Source organism: Povalibacter sp. (assembly GCF_036735925.1).
Taxonomy (GTDB): domain Bacteria; phylum Pseudomonadota; class Gammaproteobacteria; order Steroidobacterales; family Steroidobacteraceae; genus Steroidobacter.
Map to the genome: position 1 here is coordinate 50902 of NZ_DAINNK010000009.1, position 16001 is coordinate 66902.

Sequence of the window (16001 nt, forward strand, 5' to 3'; positions counted from 1 at the left end):
CGCGGAGCGACATCGGGGCCGGATTGTAAGCAAACAGTCGCTCACTTTGCCGGCGGTTCGGCCGCTCCGGTCAGCCGCATTGGGATCTTGAGGTAACGCACGCCGTTGGATTCGGCGGCCGGCAGCCGGCCGGCGCGCACGTTGACCTGGATCGATGGCAGCAACAGCGTCGGCGCGGCGAGCGAGGCGTCGCGGGCGCGACGCATCGCCACGAATTCCTGTTCGGAGATGTTGCTGCCGACGTGGACGTTGCGCGCGCGTTCTTCTCCCACCGTCGTCTCCCACGAGTAGTGATCGCGTCCGGCCGGCTTGTAGTCGTGGCACATGAACAGCCGCGTCTGCGGCGGCAGCGCCAGCAGCTTCTGGATCGAGCGGTACAGCGTCCCCGCATCGCCGCCCGGAAAATCCGCCCGCGCCGTGCCGTAGTCGGGCATGAAGAGCGTGTCGCCGACGAACACCGCATCGCCGATCCGGTAGGAGACGCAGGCCGGCGTGTGTCCCGGCGTGTGCAGCACTTCGACTTCCAGCGATCCCAGGGAGAACCGCTCGCCATCGCGGAACAGGCGATCGAACTCGCTGCCGTCGCCCGAGACGTCGGTCAGGTTGAACACGGGCCGGAAGATGCGCTGCACGTCGCGGATGTGTTCGCCGATGCCCGTGGTCGCGCCGGTCTGCTGTTTGAGATACGGCGCGGCGGACAGATGGTCGGCGTGCGCGTGGGTTTCCAGGATCCACGTGACTCGCAGGCCCGCCGATTTCGCGGCGGCGAGCACCCTGTCGGCGGACTCGACGCCGGCACGGCCGGAGCGGTGATCGTAGTCCAGCACCGGATCGATGATGACGGCGTCGCCGGTCGCCGGATCGGCCACCAGGTAGGTGACGGTATGGGTCGGCTCGTCGAAGAAGGCCTGGATGACGGCGGTATTCATGGCTTTGTCCTCGTTCAGGTTCTCTGCTTGACTTTATTTTAGTAATTGCTAAATTTAGCGTCAACTGAAATAAGGACTGTCATGCCCCTGACCAAGCGCGATCTGACGAAGATGAAGGCCAGCGCCGACCAGGCCGCCGCCCTGCTGCGCTCGCTCGGCAACGACCGGCGCCTGCTGATCCTGTGCACGCTGATCGGCAGCGGCGAGGCAAGCGCCGGCGAACTGGCGGAGGCGGTGGAGTTGAGCCCGTCCGCGACCTCGCAGCATCTCGCCCGCATGCGCGAGGAAGGGATGGTGGAAAGCCGTCGCGAGGCGCAGTCCGTTTTCTATCGCATCGCCGATCCCAACCTGGAAAAGATCGTCGCGCTGCTCAAGGACATCTACTGTTCCTAGGAGGCCGTCATGTCACTTCGTTCCATCACTGCCGCGGAAGCGAAAAAGCTGATCGACGCCGGCGCCGTGCTCGTGGACATCCGCGAACCCGACGAACATGCGCGCGAGCGCATCTCACAGGCGCGGTCGAAGCCTGTGTCTTCGCTGCCGCACGCTGGTTGCGACATCGGCGATGCATCGCAGGTCATTTTTCACTGCCGCTCCGGGGCGCGTACTGCCGTCAACGCGGACCGTCTGTCGCAGTCGGTCCCGTGCGAGGCCTATCTGCTCGAAGGCGGGCTCGATGCCTGGAAGAAAGCGGGCCTGCCGGTGATCGCCGATCGCAGCCAGCCGCTCGAGCTGATGCGTCAGGTGCAACTCGCGGCGGGCAGCGCCGTCGTGCTCGGTGTTGCGCTCGGCGCGACCGTGTCGTCGTGGTTCTACGCGCTATCGGCGTTCGTCGGTGCGGGTCTGGTCTTCGCGGGCGCGACTGGCTTCTGCGGTCTGGCGACGCTGCTGCGACACATGCCGTGGAACCGGCAGGCGGCCTCTTCCGATCCCCTCCTCCGCGCAGCGGGGGAGGGTTAGGGTGGGGGCTTCTCTTGCGGTGACGCCGGCTTTTTTTCAGAGTCAGGCTGAAGCCTGACCTACAGACCCCTTCCGCTGCGCGGAGGAAGGGACGCTCGATTCGACCTCATCCCACATCCGGGATAGCTCGACCGCGCACACCCATGTCACCAAATGCGCAGCGCATGTCGCTTTTTGGCAGGCGCGTCCTGGACGGCATCCACTAACGTCGAAATCGATGGCCAGGCGCCCGTTGCGCCGCCAGGCCTTTCGCCGTCGGGAAGAGAACTGCCATGCGTATCGAGCCACTCACCTGCGCTCTCGGCGCCGAACTGGTCGGCGTCAATCTCGCCGAAGCGGCCTACGACGCCGATCTGTTCGGCGAGATCAAGGCCGCGCTGCTGCGTCATCGGGTGCTGTTCCTGCGCGATCAGCGCATTTCACGAGGCGAGCACGTCGACTTCGCTGCGCGCTTCGGCAGGCTCGAGGATCATCCGGTCGCGCCGAGTCATCCCGACTATCCCGGTCTCGTGCTGATCTACAAGAGCCCGGAGATGCCGGTCGATCGTTACGAGAACGCCTGGCACACCGATGCGACCTGGCGCGAAGAACCGCCGATGGGCTGCGTACTGCGATGCGTGGAGTGTCCGCCGGTCGGCGGCGACACGATGTGGGCCAACATGGCGCTTGCCTACGAACGCCTTCCGGACGAGATCAAGGCGCGCATCGCCAACCTGCGTGCGCGTCACAGCATCGAGGCTTCGTTCGGTGCGGCCATGCCGATCGAGAAGCGTCTGGCGCTCAAGGCGCAGTATCCCGATGCCGAGCATCCGGTCGTGCGTACGCATCCGGAGACGGGTGAGAAGATTCTGTTCGTCAACGCGTTCACCACGCACTTCACCAACTATCACACGCCGGCCAACGTCCGTTACGGGCAGGACGCCAATCCAGGCGCGGCCGATCTGCTGCGCTACCTGATCAGTCAGGCCTATGTCCCCGAATACCAGGTGCGCTGGCGCTGGCAGCCGAACAGCGTCGCGATCTGGGACAACCGCAGCACGCAGCACTACGCGGTCATGGACTACGCGCCCTGCCATCGCCGGATGGAACGCGCCGGCATCGTCGGCGACAAGCCCTATTGAAATCGGTTCAGAAGGAAACCTCCGCATGAATTTCCTCGACGGCTCCCTCTTTCCCGAAAACCAGCAGAAGCTCGTCATCACGGTCGCGCCGTACGGACCGGAATGGATGCCGGCCGACTTTCCGGAAGACATTCCGGTGACGATGGAACAGCAGATCCAGAAAGCCGTCGACTGCTACAACGCCGGCGCGACAGTGCTGCACCTGCACGTGCGCGAACTGGACGGCAAGGGTTCGAAGCGTCTGTCGAAGTTCAACGAACTGCTCGCCGGCATTCGCGCGCGCGTTCCCGAACTGATCCTGCAGGTCGGTGGCTCGATTTCCTTCGCGCCGGAAAGCGACGGCGAAGCGGCCAAGTGGCTGTCGGACGACACGCGCCACATGCTGGCGGAACTGCAGCCGGCGCCGGATCAGGTGACGATCGCGATCAACACCAATCAGATGAACATCGTCGAGCAGATGGTGCCGGCCGATCTCGCAGGAACGTCGATCGCCGATCCCGCGCTGTACCGTGCGTATCGCGAGATGACGATTCCCGCCGGCCCTGAATGGGTCGAGGAGCACATCCGCAGGCTGTCCGCGAAGGGCATCCAGACGCATTTCCAGCTCGCCAACATTGCGCAGCTCGAGACGGTGGAACGCATGATGCGTCGCGGCGCGGCGAACGTGCCGCTGATCCTGACGTGGGTGGCCATCGGCGGCGGCTTCGATGCGCCGAACCTCTACAACCTCGCCAACTTCGTGCGCGCCTGCCCCGACGGTTCCGTGCTCACGCTCGAAACGTCGATGCTGAACGTGCTGCCGCTCAACATGATGGCGATCGCCATGGGCCTGCACGTGCGCTGCGGGATCGAGGACAACCTCTGGACGCAGCGCCGCGATCGCAAGATGGGCTCCGTCGAACAGATCGAACAGCTCGTGCGCATTTCGCGCGAGGTCGGTCGCGATGTCGCCAATGCGCAGCAGGCGCGCGAGATCTATCGGATCGGCACGTTCTACAACGACGCCGACGAAACACTGGCCGCCAACGGTTTCGCGCCGAATCGCAGGCCGGGCCAGCTCGGATTCACGCAGTACGCCGCGGGCCGATAAGGAAATCCGTGTGCCGTCCGCCGTTCGGTGCCGCCGATGGGCCGATCAGCCCAGCCAGCAGGACAGCCCGAGCACCAGTCCCGCCAGCACCACCGTCTCGATCACCATCAGAATCACCGGCTTCAACCCGACGGTGGCCAGTTCCTTGAGCTGGGTTTTCATGCCGATGGCGCTCATGGCAATCGCCAGGCACCAGCGCGACACGTCGCTGCAGGCATCGCGGACCGTCGCACCGATCCAGCCGGTGCTGTTGACCGCGGCGAGCATCACGAAGGCAACCGCAAACCAGGGCAGCAGGGGCGGCCGGTCGCCGCGCGTGCCGATCTGTGCGCGCGTGATCATCGCGGCGCAAAGGATCACCGGAAGCAGCATCGCCACGCGCATCAGCTTGACGACGGTGGCGACGTCGCCGGTCTGTTGCGACATGCTGTAACCGGCGCCGACGACCTGCGCGACGTCGTGAATGGTGCCGCCGATGAACACGCCGGCCGCTGTCGGCGACAGGTGCAGCCAGTGCGCAAGCAGCGGATAGACGATCATCGCCAGGGTCGACAGCGCCGATACGCCGATCACGGTGAAGGTGGTCGCCTTCTCCTTGCCCGGATGTGCCGGCAGCGCTGCCGCCAGCGCCAGCGCCGCGGACGCGCCGCAGATGGCAGTAGCGCCGCCGGTCAGGAATCCGAACAGCGTATTGAAGCGCAGCCAGCGCGCCAGCAGCGTCGACACCAGGATCGTGACGATCAGCGAGATCACCACGATGACCGGCGGCTGCCAGCCGAGCTGCGCGATCTGTGCAAACGTCACGCGAATGCCGAGCAGCGCCACACCGACACGCAGGACGGCGCGCGCCGAAAATTCGATTCCTGACGCGCAGCGTGTCTCGCCCGGCAGGAAATTCATCGCGATGCCGAGCAGCAATGCGAACAGCATGAGCGGCGCCGAGTAGTGCTCTGCGAGGAAGGTCGCCGCGGCGGCGACGATGGCGGTCACCGTCAGTCCCGGCAGCAGCTCGCGGCTGCGGTTCTGGAATGTCGCCAGCGTCGCGGACGTCATCGGATTCAGGCCACGCGCACGCGCATCTCGATCTGCTGCAGGTCGTCGCGGTAGCGGCGTCGCGCGCAGGCAAAGATGAACGCCGACACCAAGCAGACGAATGGTACGAACTGCAGCGCGGCGGTCAGACCGTAAGCATCGGCGAGCACACCGACGACGATCGGCCCGGGCGCGAGGCCCAGCAGATTGTTGGCCAGCGACAGCGTGGCGAATGCCGTGCCGTGGATCGGCGCTGGCGTGAGGTTGGCAACCATGGCGCCGGCAGGGCCCACGGTACCCGCGCCGACGAACATGCCGAGCCCGATCAAGATCAGTTGCGGTACGCCGGGAGGCAGGTGGAAGGCGATGGCCAGCAGCACGAAACAGCTCAGGCAGTAAGCAATGGCGAGCGACAGTTTCGCGGCCGGCGAGTCGCGACCGACGCGGTCGCAAAGGTTGCCGCACAGCGCCATGCCCGCGGCGCTGCTCAACACGAAGATCGCGGCAACGAGCGCCGCCTGCGCGATCGTCATGCCATACGTGCGGTTGAGATAGCTGGGCAGCCACGCGAGCAGGGCGCCGCTGACGAAGACCTGCACGCCGCTGCCGGCGTAGGCGCAGATGACGGAACGGCTGCCGATCAGTTCACGCAGCTTCGGCCGCGCATTGCGGCTGGCTTGTTGGGGAGCAACCGGTGCAATGCGCCTTTCGCTCACGATGAACGGATAGCAAAGCGTCAGCAGCATGCCGAACGTCGCCATGCCGGCGAACGCAGCGCGCCAGCCGAAGTGCTGCGCGATCAATCCGCCGCCGGAAATACCCAGCACCGAGCCGATCATGCCGCCCGCCAGGAACATGCCAGTGATGGTCGCCCGCAGGCGCGCCGGAAAGACGCTGAGCACGACGGCCAGGCCGACGCTGCCGTAAGCCGCTTCGCCGACGCCGACCAGGAATCGCGCGACGAACAGGTGCTGGAAGTCACGCGCGAGCGCGCAGCCCAGCGTGGCGAGACTCCACAGCATCGCCATCAGCACCAGGCTGCGAATGCGGCCCCAGCGATCGGCCAGCAGCGACAGCGGGAACGCCAGCACGCCGACCGCCAGCGAGACGATGCCGCTCAGCGTGCCGAGCTGCGCATCGGACAAGGCCCATTCCGTCTTGAGATGCGGAAACACCGCGTTCAGTACCTGCCGCGACATGTAGTCCGACAGCAGCAGGCAGAACGTCACGCCGAAGACGACCCATGCGTACCTGCGCGACACCGGCATCGCGTCGCTGTCGCTCTCCGGGATGGCATCCCCGCGCGGAAGCTCCATGGGAATCGCCTATGACGAGGATTAGATGACGAAGATCGACGAGCCGGTGGTCCTGCGCGACTGCAGATCGCGATGCGCCGCGACCGCATCCTCCAGCGCATAGTGCTGGTTGATCTCGATCCGGATGCGTCCGCTGCCGACGTGATCGAACAGTTCCTGCGCGAGCGCCGCCTTCTCGGCGGGATCGGCGATGTAGTCCGCGAGCGCCGGTCGCGTCAGGAACAGCGAGCCCTTGATCGCGAGCAGTTGCGGATCGAACGGCGGAATCGTTCCCGAGGCGGTGCCGACATTGACGAGCAGGCCGCGGCGTTTGAGAGAGTCGAGCGAGGCCATGAAGGTGTCCTTGCCGACGCTGTCGAAGACCACGTCGACGCCGACGCCGTCGGTGAGTTCGCGCACCCGCTTCGCCACGTCTTCGCGGGCGTAGTTCACGGTGTGATCGCAGCCGTACGCGCGCGCCAGATCGGCCTTGGCATCGGTCGACACGGTGCCGATGACGGTGAGTCCCAGCAGCTTCGCCCATTGCGCCACGATCAGACCGACGCCGCCGGCTGCCGCGTGCAGCAGGACGGTGTCGCCCGGCTTGTGATCGCGAATGCGTCGCAGCAGATACGCGGCGGTGAGGCCGCGCATGGTCATGGCCGCGGCGGTTTCGAAGGCGATCGTTTCGGGCAGCCGGATGAGCGGCGCGGCGGGAATCAGCCGCTCCGTGCTGTAGGCGCCCAGCGTGTTGATGAAGCCGGTGTAGGTGACGCGATCGCCGACCGCGACGTTGCCGACGCCGGGACCGATCGCCGTGACGATGCCCGAGGCTTCGACGCCGATGCCGCTCGGGCGCGGTACGGGATAGACGCCGCTGCGAAAGTAGGTATCGGCAAAGTTGAGTCCGACGGCCACGTGACGGATGCGTACCTGTCCCGGGCCCGGCTCGCCGACTTCGACCTCTTCGAGGCGAAGCACTTCGGGGCCGCCGACGTCGTAGAAACGAACTGCTCTCGCCATGAGTCTCTCCGCGGTCGCTGTAGCAGGATCAGTACCTGGCCTGCACGGTGATGCCGTACGAGCGTTCCGCGCCGAGATAGTTCTGATACGTGCCGTCCTGCAGCGACGCGAACAGATTCGACTGCGCCGTCTGGGTGATGTAGGTCTCGTCCGTGAGGTTGCGCACCCACGTCGAGATTTCCCACGAGCCCTGGCGCCAGCCGAGTCGTAGATTCGCGATCGCGTAGCCGTCCTGCATGCCGTGATTCGGATCCAGTTCCGAAGTCACGTTCTGCTCACCGACCCAGCTGCCGTCCAGACGCGAGAACACGCTGCCCGGACCGATGTCGTGTTCCCAGGTCAGGCCGGCCGTCGCCGTCAGCTTCGGTGCGAAGGGCAGCGTCTCGCCGGAAAGATCGCAACCGCCGGTGACGGCATCATCCGGCGCGCGGCCCGAGTAACACGAACCCTGCGTGTATTGCTCGTAGGTCGCTTCGGCGTAGGTCGCCGACAGGTCGAGCGTCAGGCCATCGGTCAGGCGGGCGGTCATGTCCGCTTCCAATCCCTGCACGCGGACCTTCTCCGCGTTGTTGACCAGGAACTGCAGGCCGATGAACGAGGCCGACTGGAAGTCGTCGTAGTCGGCGAGGAAGGCCGCCGCGTTCAGGCGCACGCGACCGGCCCACTCGGTCTTGGCGCCGATTTCATAGCTGATGACGTCTTCCGAATCGAACGGACGCCGCGACAGCGGCGTGTTGCCGAAGCCGCCGTTGTAGCCGCCGCCCTTGAAGCCGGTGGCGACCGTGGCGTAGGCCATCGCGTCCGGAGTGAAGCGATACACGGTGTTGAACGTCCCCGTCACCGCATTCCATTCGTCGTTGAGCGCGAACGAAGCCGCCGCCGGCGTCAGCAGACGCACGGGCAGCGACAATCCTGCGAGCGGGCCCGGCGCGGAAGTGAAGGGCGTGTTGGTGAGCGACACGTCCTTTTCTTCGAGCGAATAGCGCAGGCCGAGCGTGAATGCGAGACGATCCGTCACGTCCAGCGAGCTCTGCGCGAAGGCGCCGTAGCTCCGGCTGTCGGAGATCTCGTAAAAATCGCCCGTGTCGCCGGGCAGGCCGAACACCGGTACGTCCGGCAGCGTCGGCGAGGCGATGCCTGCGGCGACGCCCAGTTCGTCGATGGCCTGGCCCAGCGTGAATTCGTGCTGATCCTCATCGCCGCGCTGGAAGTGATTGTCGTAGTAGTACACGCCGGCGAGCCAGGTGAGGCGACCGCCCGAACGCGAATTGATGCGCAGTTCCTGGCTGAAGGTTTCACCGCTCTGGAAGTCGCGATAGTTCACCAGATCCAGCCCGGTCTGGCCGGCGTCGTTCCAGCTTTGCGTGATGTCGTAGACGTCGTAGCTCGTCAGCGAGGTCAGCGTGAACGCATCGGCGGCGTACTCGATCGAGGCGATGGCCTCGTCGGACTTCTGTTCGAACTGCAGCGGCGCGAGCGCCTGCACGCGACGATTCAGCGGATCGTTGTCGAGGATCGGCTGCGCGCTCGGGTTGATGACGCCGTCCGCCAGTCCCGGACCGTCAGCGGCGCCGAGTGCGGCGGGATTCGCCGCCGTGGCATTGACCAGCGCCGTGACGGCCGGACCGTAGTACATGTCGGCCAGCGCGGGCTTCATGTCGCGCTCGACGTGCGAACCGATCAGGCGGATCTGCCACGCATCGCCCGGCTCGAACAGCAACTGGCCGCGCACCGCGAACTGGTTCAGATCGTCGCTGTCGGCGCCGATGAGATTTTTGGCAATCGCGTCGCGCTGCGATCCGGTCACGCTGAGGCGCGCGGAAAGCGTATCGGTGATGCCGCCGGTGACGTAGCTGCGCACGCCCCGGAAGTTGTCGTTGCCGCCGGTCACTTCACCCATGACGCCGAAAGTCTGGCTCGGCATCGCGGTGCGGACGCTGATGGCGCCGGCCGTGACGTTGCGGCCGTAGAGCGTCGACTGCGGGCCGCGCAGGACTTCGATCTGCTCGATGTCGGCGAGGTCGCCCAGGCCGAGGCCGGAACGCGAGCGATACGCGCCGTCGATGAACAGGCCGGTATCCGGTTCGAAGTCCGGAATGTTGCCTTCGTTGCCGATGCGGCGGATACGGTAGCTGGTGTTGAACGGATTCGAGTTCGTCGTCACGACCAGCGAGGGCACCAGCACGGTCAGGTCGGCGACGTCGCGGATGCCCGCGGCCTGCACCTGTTCTGCAGTGACGGCGGAGATTGCCATGGGCACGTCCTGGATCGGTTCCGACGTCTTGCGTGCGATGACCTGGATTTCTTCGAGCGCGACAGTGCTGGTGTCGGCCGGTGCGGCTTGAGCGTGTGCCTGCTGCGAGCCCAGTGCGGTCGCGATGGCGAGCGTCAGCAGCGAATACGATGTCTTCATCGAAAACCCCCGAATGGCGTGGATGCCGCGTGTACGAGCCAAGTCGAACCCGTTCGTCCGTGTTGCATCGTCCACGGCGTCAGATCCGTAGACCGAGCCTAGAGGGCGACTGCAGGACGGTGCTGTTCACGGGATGACAGGACCTTTTCATTTCGTGACACGGCGGCTAGAGTCGCTGCGGCTTACGCCCTTTGCCGAAGCTGCGATACGACATCCAATGACCCGCATGGTCCGCGCCGCGGCTCTCACGAACTATTTCGACGTGGCCCAGCAGGTCGGTCTGAATCCGGTCACGCTGCTTGGCGAGGCGGGACTCAATCGCACGCTTCTCGCCAATCCCGACAACAGGATTCCCGTCAGCGCCGCGGTGACGTTGCTGGAGGAGTCGGCGCGCATCGCCGCCTGCCCGACGTTCGGGTTGCGCATGGCGGAGACGCGCCAGATCGCCGATTTCGGCGCGGTCGGACTGCTCGTCACCCACCAGCCGACGCTGCGCGAGGTGCTGCTGGCGCTGATCGACTACCGGCACCTGCTCAACGAGGCGCTCAGCCTGCACATGAGCAATGTCGGCAAGCACGTCATCATTCGCCAGGAAATTGTCACCGATCTGCCCGGCTATTCGCGACAGGCTACCGAACTTGCGCTGGGCGTGCTGGCGCGCGCGGGCAGTGCGCTGCTGGGGAGTCACTGGAAGCCGGAGCGGGTGCTGTTCCTGCACGAGGCGCCGGAGGATCTGCAGCTGCATCGCCGCCTGTTCAGATGCAGGCTGGAATTCGACAGCGAGTACAACGGTTTCGTCTGCAATGCCGCAGACCTGGACTATCCCTGTTCCGCCGCGAATCCGGCGCTGGCGCGCTACGCGGAACAGTTGCTGCAGACCCTGCCGAAAGCGCGCGATCGATCGATCGAGGCGGAGGTGCACGAAGCGATCTATCTGCTGCTGCCGATGGGCCGCGCGACCGTCGAGCAGGTCGCGCAGAGTCTCGCGATGAACGTGCGCACGCTGCAACGCCACCTGGAAGAGCAGGGCGTGACGTTCTCGGATCTCATCAACACCGTGCGCCGGGAACTGGCGGTGCGCTACGTCGAAAGCGGCCAGCACTCGCTTGGCCACGTGGCGGAGCTGCTGGGTTACTCGACGCAGACCTCGTTCACCCGCTGGTTCAAGAACGAGTTCGGCGCGTCGCCGACGCAGTGGATTTCAGGAGAGAAGAATCTTCACGGGGGACATTGACTCAAGGATTTGCTCTGCCTGTGGGGCCGGCTTTAGCCGGCCTTTTTCAGAGTCAGGCTGAAGCCTGACCTACAGAAGAAACAGATTGCACGGCTTCAGTCCGCCCCTGCAGCAGGAGTGAAATCACTGCGCGATCGCCCGACTGCTGTTTCGATTCAGATACAGCGCAATCAGCGTGCACGCCGCGCCGGACAACAGATACGCACCGGCAAACCCCAGTCCGAAACGGCTCGACAGCGTCAGCGCCACCCACGGCGCGAAGCCGGCGCCGAACATCCAGGCGAGACTCGACGTCAGCGACGAACCCGTATAGCGATAGTTGAGCGGGAAACTCGACGCCACCGCACCCGATGCCTGTCCGAATGAAATACCCAGCAGTGCGAAGCCGGAGAACATGAACACTGCCTCGCCGAGTTCGCCGGCGGCGAGCAGTTGCGGCGCGAAGCCGCTGAAGGCGGCGATGGCCGCGGCCGTGCCGGCCAGCAGCGTGCGCCGGCCGATGCGATCCGCGATGGGGCCGGACGCGATGATCGCGATCACGCCGAAGGCCGAGGCCACGGTCTGGATCACCAGGAAGCGTTCCGGTCCTTCGTTCGTGAACAGGAACACCCACGACAGCGGGAACACCGTGACCATGTGGAACAGCGCGAAGCTCGCCAGCGGTGCGAATGCGCCGATCACGATGTGCGGGCCGACCTTGCGCAGTGTTTCGGCGATCGGCGTCGGCTGCAGTTCGCGGGTCTCGAACAGTCGCGTGTATTCGGGCGTCACCACGATGCGTAGCCGCGCGAACAGCGCCACGACGTTGATCGCGAACGCGACGAAGAACGGATAGCGCCAGCCCCAGTCGAGGAAGTCCGCCGCCGAGAGCTTGGCGATGATGTAGGCGAACAGCGCGCTCGACACCATCAGTCCCAGCGGCGCGCCGAGCTGCGGGATCATCGCGTAGTAGCCGCGCCGGTTCGGCGGCGCGTTCAGCGCCAGCAGCGTGGGCAGTCCGTCCCAGGAGCCGCCGAGCGCCAGGCCCTGTCCGATACGGCACGCCGCGAGCAGGTACGCGGAAGCGATGCCGATGCTGTCGTAGCCTGGCAGGAAGCCCATCGCCACCGTCGAACTGCCGAGCAGGAACAGCGCGATCGTCAGTTTCATGCCGCGCCCGAGCGTGCGGTCGATCGCGGTGAAGATCATCGTGCCAACCGGGCGTGCGACGAAGGCCAGCGCGAAGATGGCGAACGAATAGAGCGTGCCGGTCAGCGGATCGACGAAGGGAAAGATCAGTTTCGGAAACACCACCACCGAGGTGATGGCGTAGACGAAGAAGTCGAAGAATTCCGACGTGCGGCCGATGATGACGCCGATGGCGATGTCGCCGGGCCGCACCTCGCCGCCATGCGCTTCGTTCGTGCGCCGGGCATCGCGCTCCAGCGAAGAGGTCGGGGCGCCGGAGGGGGCGACGGACATCGTTTCTCTTACTCCTGCTGCTGCTTCTTCCTGTGGGGCCGGCTTTAGCCGGCCTGAGAACTGTCAGGCTAAAGCCTGACCTACAGAAAGAATGAGATCGCGGCTTGGGTCGGTGTCATTGGGGCTACAAGCCCGCTCACTGTATAGCGTCCATCCCGCGGTTCGCCCATTGGACAAATCGCCCAATGTTGCGATGCATCCAACCCGTCTATCGTGCCGTTGCATTCCTTTGATCGAACGTGGATCGATGATGAACCGGCTGCGCATCCTCGCGCTATTGCCGCTGTGCGCAGTGCTTGCGGCCTGCGACATGGTGGTCCTGAACCCCTCGGGCGACATCGCCGCCCAGCAGCGCGACCTGCTGGTGGTGTCGACCGTGCTGATGCTGCTCATCATCGTGCCGGTGATGGCGCTCACCCTCTTTTTCGCGTGGCGTTATCGCGCGAGCAATCGCGAAGCGCGCTACGAGCCCGACTGGCATCACTCCATGCGCCTCGAACTCGTGATCTGGTCGGCGCCGCTGCTCATCATCATCTGTCTCGGCGCGATCACCTGGCTCGGCACGCACCTGCTCGATCCGTACCGGCCGCTCGATCGCATCCATGCCGGCAAGGCCGTGCCCGAGCAGGCGCAGCCGCTCGAAGTGCAGGTCGTGGCGCTCGACTGGAAGTGGCTGTTCATTTACCCCGAGCAGGGCATCGCCACCGTCAATGAACTGGCCGTGCCGGTCGACCGGCCGCTGTCGCTGAGCATCACGGCTTCGTCGGTGATGAACTCGCTCTACATCCCTGAACTCGCCGGCATGATCTACGCGATGCCCGGCATGGAGACGAAGCTGCACGCCGTGCTCAACAGGCACGGCGAGTCGGAAGGCTTCTCCGCCAACTACAGCGGCGCGGGTTTTTCCGGCATGCGCTTCAGGCTGCGCGGTCTCGACGATGGCGAGTTCGCGAACTGGGTCGAGTCGGCGCGCACCGCGCAGGCATCGCTGACCCGCGAGACGTATCTCGAACTGGAGAAGCCGTCGGAAAAGGAACCCGTCCGTCATTTCGCCGCGGTCGATGCGCAACTCTTCGACGCCGTTCTCGGCATGTGCGTGCAGCCGGGGAAGATGTGCATGCACGACATGATGGCCATCGACGCGAAGGGCGGGCTCGGTCTCGGCGGTGTCTACAACGTGGCGCGCAGCACTGAAAGCCGGCCGCGTGCCGTGTTCGGCGCGGCGCACGATTACGTGATCGGCATGTGTACGGCGCCGGTGTCGCGCGGTGAAGATGAAACCGCGCCGTTCGCCCGCGTTGATCGCTCGCCGCTTCGTGGCGCGGGTCTGACTCCGGCTGTGGGGCCGGCTTCAGCCGGCCTGTACGGAGTCAGGCTGAAGCCTGACCTACAGTCGGATCTGCACGCCGATCTCACGGTGCCGAGATAGTTCATGGCTCTCGACCCTTCTTCACTCGTCGATCCGATCTTCGGCCGGCTGTCCCTCGATTCGCTGCCGCTGCACGAACCCATCCTGGTCGCGACTTTTGCCGCCGTGGCCATCGGCGGCATGGCGCTGCTCGCCGTCGTGACGCGCCAGAAGCTGTGGGGCTATTTGTGGGCCGAATGGATCACCAGCATCGACCACAAGCGCATCGGCATCATGTACATGATCCTCGGGATCGTGATGCTGCTGCGCGGCTTCGCCGACGCCATCATGATGCGGCTGCAGCAGGCGATGGCCTTCGGCGGCTCCGAGGGCTATCTCAACGCGCATCACTACGACCAGATCTTCACCGCGCACGGCGTCATCATGATCTTCTTCGTCGCCATGCCGCTGGTGACGGGGCTGATGAACTACATCGTGCCGCTGCAGATCGGCGCGCGCGACGTCGCCTTCCCGTTCCTCAACAACTTCAGTTTCTGGATGACCACCGCGGGCGCGGTGCTGGTGATGATCTCGCTGTTCGTCGGCGAGTTCGCGCGCACCGGCTGGCTCGCGTATCCGCCGCTCTCGGGCATCCAGTACAGTCCGGACGTCGGCGTCGACTATTACATATGGGCTTTGCAGATAGCGGGCGTCGGCACGTTGCTGTCCGGCGTGAACCTGCTCGCCACCATCATCAAGATGCGCGCGCCGGGCATGACGCTGATGAAAATGCCGGTGTTCACCTGGACGGCGCTGTGCACCAACGTGCTGATCGTCGCCGCCTTCCCGGTGCTCACGGCCGTGCTGGTGCTGCTGTCGCTGGACCGTTACGTCGGCACCAACTTCTTCACCAGCGACTTCGGCGGCAGCCCGATGATGTACGTGAATCTCATCTGGATCTGGGGCCATCCGGAGGTCTACATCCTGATCCTGCCCATCTTCGGCATCTTCTCCGAAGTCACCTCCACGTTCTCGGGCAAGAAGCTGTTCGGCTACAGCTCGATGGTGTACGCGACGGTGGTCATCACCATCCTGTCGTACATCGTCTGGCTGCATCACTTCTTCACCATGGGCTCGGGCGCCAGCGTCAACTCGTTCTTCGGTATCACCACCATGATCATTTCGATCCCGACGGGCGCGAAGATCTTCAACTGGCTGTTCACCATGTATCGCGGCCGCATCCGCTTCGAGCTGCCGATGATGTGGACGGTCGCGTTCATGCTGACGTTCGTGATCGGCGGCATGACGGGCGTGCTGCTCGCGGTGCCGCCGGCCGACTTCGTGCTGCACAACAGCCTGTTCCTGGTGGCGCACTTCCACAACGTCATCATCGGCGGCGTGGTGTTCGGCCTGTTCGCCGGCATCGTCTACTGGTTCCCGAAGGCGTTCGGTTTCAGGCTCGATCCCTTCTGGGGCAAGGTGTCGTTCTGGTGCTGGGTCGTCGGCTTCTACATCGCCTTCATGCCGCTGTACGTGCTCGGCCTCATGGGCGTGACGCGCCGCCTGCGCTATTTCGAAGATCCGTCGCTGCAGATCTGGTTCGTGATCGCCGCGTTCGGCGCGGTGCTGATCCTGTTCGGCATTCTCGCGTTCCTGGTGCAGATCTACGTCAGCATCCGCCGGCGTCACGAGCTGCGCGACACCAGCGGCGATCCGTGGGATGGCCGCACACTGGAATGGTCGACGTCCTCGCCGCCGCCGGCCTACAACTTCGCCTTCACGCCCATCATCCACGACGGTGATGCCTGGTGGGACATGAAGCAGCGCGGCTACCAGCGTCCGCAATCCGGCTTCCGCGCCATCCTCATGCCGCGCAACACCGGCGCGGGCTTCGTGCTCGCCGTGCTGTGCACGATCTTCGGTTTCGCGATGGTCTGGTACCTGTGGTGGCTCGCCATCGCCAGCTTCGTTGGCATCGTCGGCTACGCCCTCTGGCACACCTTCAACTACGACCGGGAATTCCACCTGTCGCTGGATGAAGTCGTGCGTGCCGAGAACGAGCGCACGCAACTGCTGGCGGCGCGGAGCTGATCGC

13 protein-coding genes are annotated in these 16001 nt (G+C 65.1%); 7 read left to right on the forward strand and 6 right to left on the reverse strand.

All coding sequences use genetic code 11. The annotated features are described in order from the left end of the window. Window positions 1-41: 41 nt before the first annotated feature. On the reverse strand, window positions 42-929 hold the full coding sequence (locus V7D81_RS04920; protein ID WP_324314926.1) for an MBL fold metallo-hydrolase: 888 nt from the start codon (window positions 927-929) through the stop codon (window positions 42-44). Window positions 930-1010: 81 nt separating this feature from the next. On the opposite strand from V7D81_RS04920, the gene V7D81_RS04925 reads away from it, so the two are divergent. The 4 genes from V7D81_RS04925 (at window position 1011) to V7D81_RS04940 (ending at window position 4100) form a co-directional block, all read left to right on the forward strand. After that, window positions 1011-1322: an ArsR/SmtB family transcription factor gene (locus V7D81_RS04925; protein ID WP_324314928.1), complete on the forward strand. Its 312-nt coding sequence runs from the start codon at window positions 1011-1013 to the stop codon at window positions 1320-1322. Window positions 1323-1331: 9 nt separating this feature from the next. Beyond that, on the forward strand, window positions 1332-1889 hold the full coding sequence (locus V7D81_RS04930; protein WP_324314929.1) for a rhodanese family protein: 558 nt from the start codon (window positions 1332-1334) through the stop codon (window positions 1887-1889). 272 nt (window positions 1890-2161) lie between these two features. Beyond that, on the forward strand, window positions 2162-3010 hold the full coding sequence (locus V7D81_RS04935) for a TauD/TfdA dioxygenase family protein (protein ID WP_324314930.1): 849 nt from the start codon (window positions 2162-2164) through the stop codon (window positions 3008-3010). A 25-nt stretch (window positions 3011-3035) separates the two neighbouring features. Then, entirely contained in the window at window positions 3036-4100 is a 1065-nt protein-coding gene (locus V7D81_RS04940) for a 3-keto-5-aminohexanoate cleavage protein (RefSeq protein ID WP_324314931.1), read from the forward strand. 45 nt (window positions 4101-4145) lie between these two features. Here V7D81_RS04940 and V7D81_RS04945 read toward each other — a convergent pair whose 3' ends face one another. Genes V7D81_RS04945 through V7D81_RS04960 form a run of 4 tightly spaced genes read right to left on the reverse strand, consistent with a single transcriptional unit; the run spans window position 4146 to window position 9863 of the window. Continuing rightward, window positions 4146-5153, reverse strand: coding sequence for a YeiH family protein (locus V7D81_RS04945; protein WP_324314932.1), 1008 nt, complete (start codon window positions 5151-5153; stop codon window positions 4146-4148). Window positions 5154-5158: 5 nt separating this feature from the next. Then, complete coding sequence (locus V7D81_RS04950; protein WP_324314934.1) at window positions 5159-6448, reverse strand: MFS transporter; 1290 nt, start codon at window positions 6446-6448, stop codon at window positions 5159-5161. Window positions 6449-6469: 21 nt separating this feature from the next. After that, a complete protein-coding gene (locus V7D81_RS04955; protein WP_324314937.1) occupies window positions 6470-7450 on the reverse strand; it encodes a quinone oxidoreductase family protein in 981 nt (326 codons plus the stop codon). A 28-nt stretch (window positions 7451-7478) separates the two neighbouring features. Further along, window positions 7479-9863, reverse strand: coding sequence for a TonB-dependent receptor (locus V7D81_RS04960; protein WP_324314939.1), 2385 nt, complete (start codon window positions 9861-9863; stop codon window positions 7479-7481). A 217-nt stretch (window positions 9864-10080) separates the two neighbouring features. On the opposite strand from V7D81_RS04960, the gene V7D81_RS04965 reads away from it, so the two are divergent. Then, a complete protein-coding gene (locus tag V7D81_RS04965; RefSeq protein ID WP_324314941.1) occupies window positions 10081-11097 on the forward strand; it encodes an AraC family transcriptional regulator in 1017 nt (338 codons plus the stop codon). A gap of 123 nt (window positions 11098-11220) precedes the next feature. Here V7D81_RS04965 and V7D81_RS04970 read toward each other — a convergent pair whose 3' ends face one another. Further along, window positions 11221-12558 carry an MFS transporter gene (locus tag V7D81_RS04970; protein WP_324314943.1) on the reverse strand — a complete coding sequence of 446 codons (1338 nt, stop codon included), beginning with the start codon at window positions 12556-12558 and terminating at the stop codon, window positions 11221-11223. 250 nt (window positions 12559-12808) lie between these two features. On the opposite strand from V7D81_RS04970, the gene cyoA reads away from it, so the two are divergent. Continuing rightward, complete coding sequence (gene cyoA, locus V7D81_RS04975; RefSeq protein WP_324314944.1) at window positions 12809-13987, forward strand: ubiquinol oxidase subunit II; 1179 nt, start codon at window positions 12809-12811, stop codon at window positions 13985-13987. Window positions 13988-13990: 3 nt separating this feature from the next. Next, entirely contained in the window at window positions 13991-15997 is a 2007-nt protein-coding gene (gene cyoB / locus V7D81_RS04980) for a cytochrome o ubiquinol oxidase subunit I (RefSeq protein WP_324314946.1), read from the forward strand. Window positions 15998-16001: the final 4 nt, after the last annotated feature.

Bases quoted from the DNA above. Each gene is read 5' to 3' on its own strand.
- V7D81_RS04970 (WP_324314943.1), bottom strand. From the start codon at position 12,558: ATGTCCGTCGCCCCCTCCGGCGCCCCGACCTCTTCGCTGGAGCGCGAT.
- V7D81_RS04925 (WP_324314928.1), top strand. From the start codon at position 1,011: ATGCCCCTGACCAAGCGCGATCTGACGAAGATGAAGGCCAGCGCCGAC.
- V7D81_RS04920 (WP_324314926.1), bottom strand. From the start codon at position 929: ATGAATACCGCCGTCATCCAGGCCTTCTTCGACGAGCCGACCCATACC.
- V7D81_RS04950 (WP_324314934.1), bottom strand. From the start codon at position 6,448: ATGGAGCTTCCGCGCGGGGATGCCATCCCGGAGAGCGACAGCGACGCG.
- V7D81_RS04930 (WP_324314929.1), top strand. From the start codon at position 1,332: ATGTCACTTCGTTCCATCACTGCCGCGGAAGCGAAAAAGCTGATCGAC.
- cyoA (WP_324314944.1), top strand. From the start codon at position 12,809: ATGAACCGGCTGCGCATCCTCGCGCTATTGCCGCTGTGCGCAGTGCTT.
- V7D81_RS04935 (WP_324314930.1), top strand. From the start codon at position 2,162: ATGCGTATCGAGCCACTCACCTGCGCTCTCGGCGCCGAACTGGTCGGC.
- cyoB (WP_324314946.1), top strand. From the start codon at position 13,991: ATGGCTCTCGACCCTTCTTCACTCGTCGATCCGATCTTCGGCCGGCTG.
- V7D81_RS04945 (WP_324314932.1), bottom strand. From the start codon at position 5,153: ATGACGTCCGCGACGCTGGCGACATTCCAGAACCGCAGCCGCGAGCTG.
- V7D81_RS04965 (WP_324314941.1), top strand. From the start codon at position 10,081: ATGACCCGCATGGTCCGCGCCGCGGCTCTCACGAACTATTTCGACGTG.
- V7D81_RS04960 (WP_324314939.1), bottom strand. From the start codon at position 9,863: ATGAAGACATCGTATTCGCTGCTGACGCTCGCCATCGCGACCGCACTG.
- V7D81_RS04940 (WP_324314931.1), top strand. From the start codon at position 3,036: ATGAATTTCCTCGACGGCTCCCTCTTTCCCGAAAACCAGCAGAAGCTC.
- V7D81_RS04955 (WP_324314937.1), bottom strand. From the start codon at position 7,450: ATGGCGAGAGCAGTTCGTTTCTACGACGTCGGCGGCCCCGAAGTGCTT.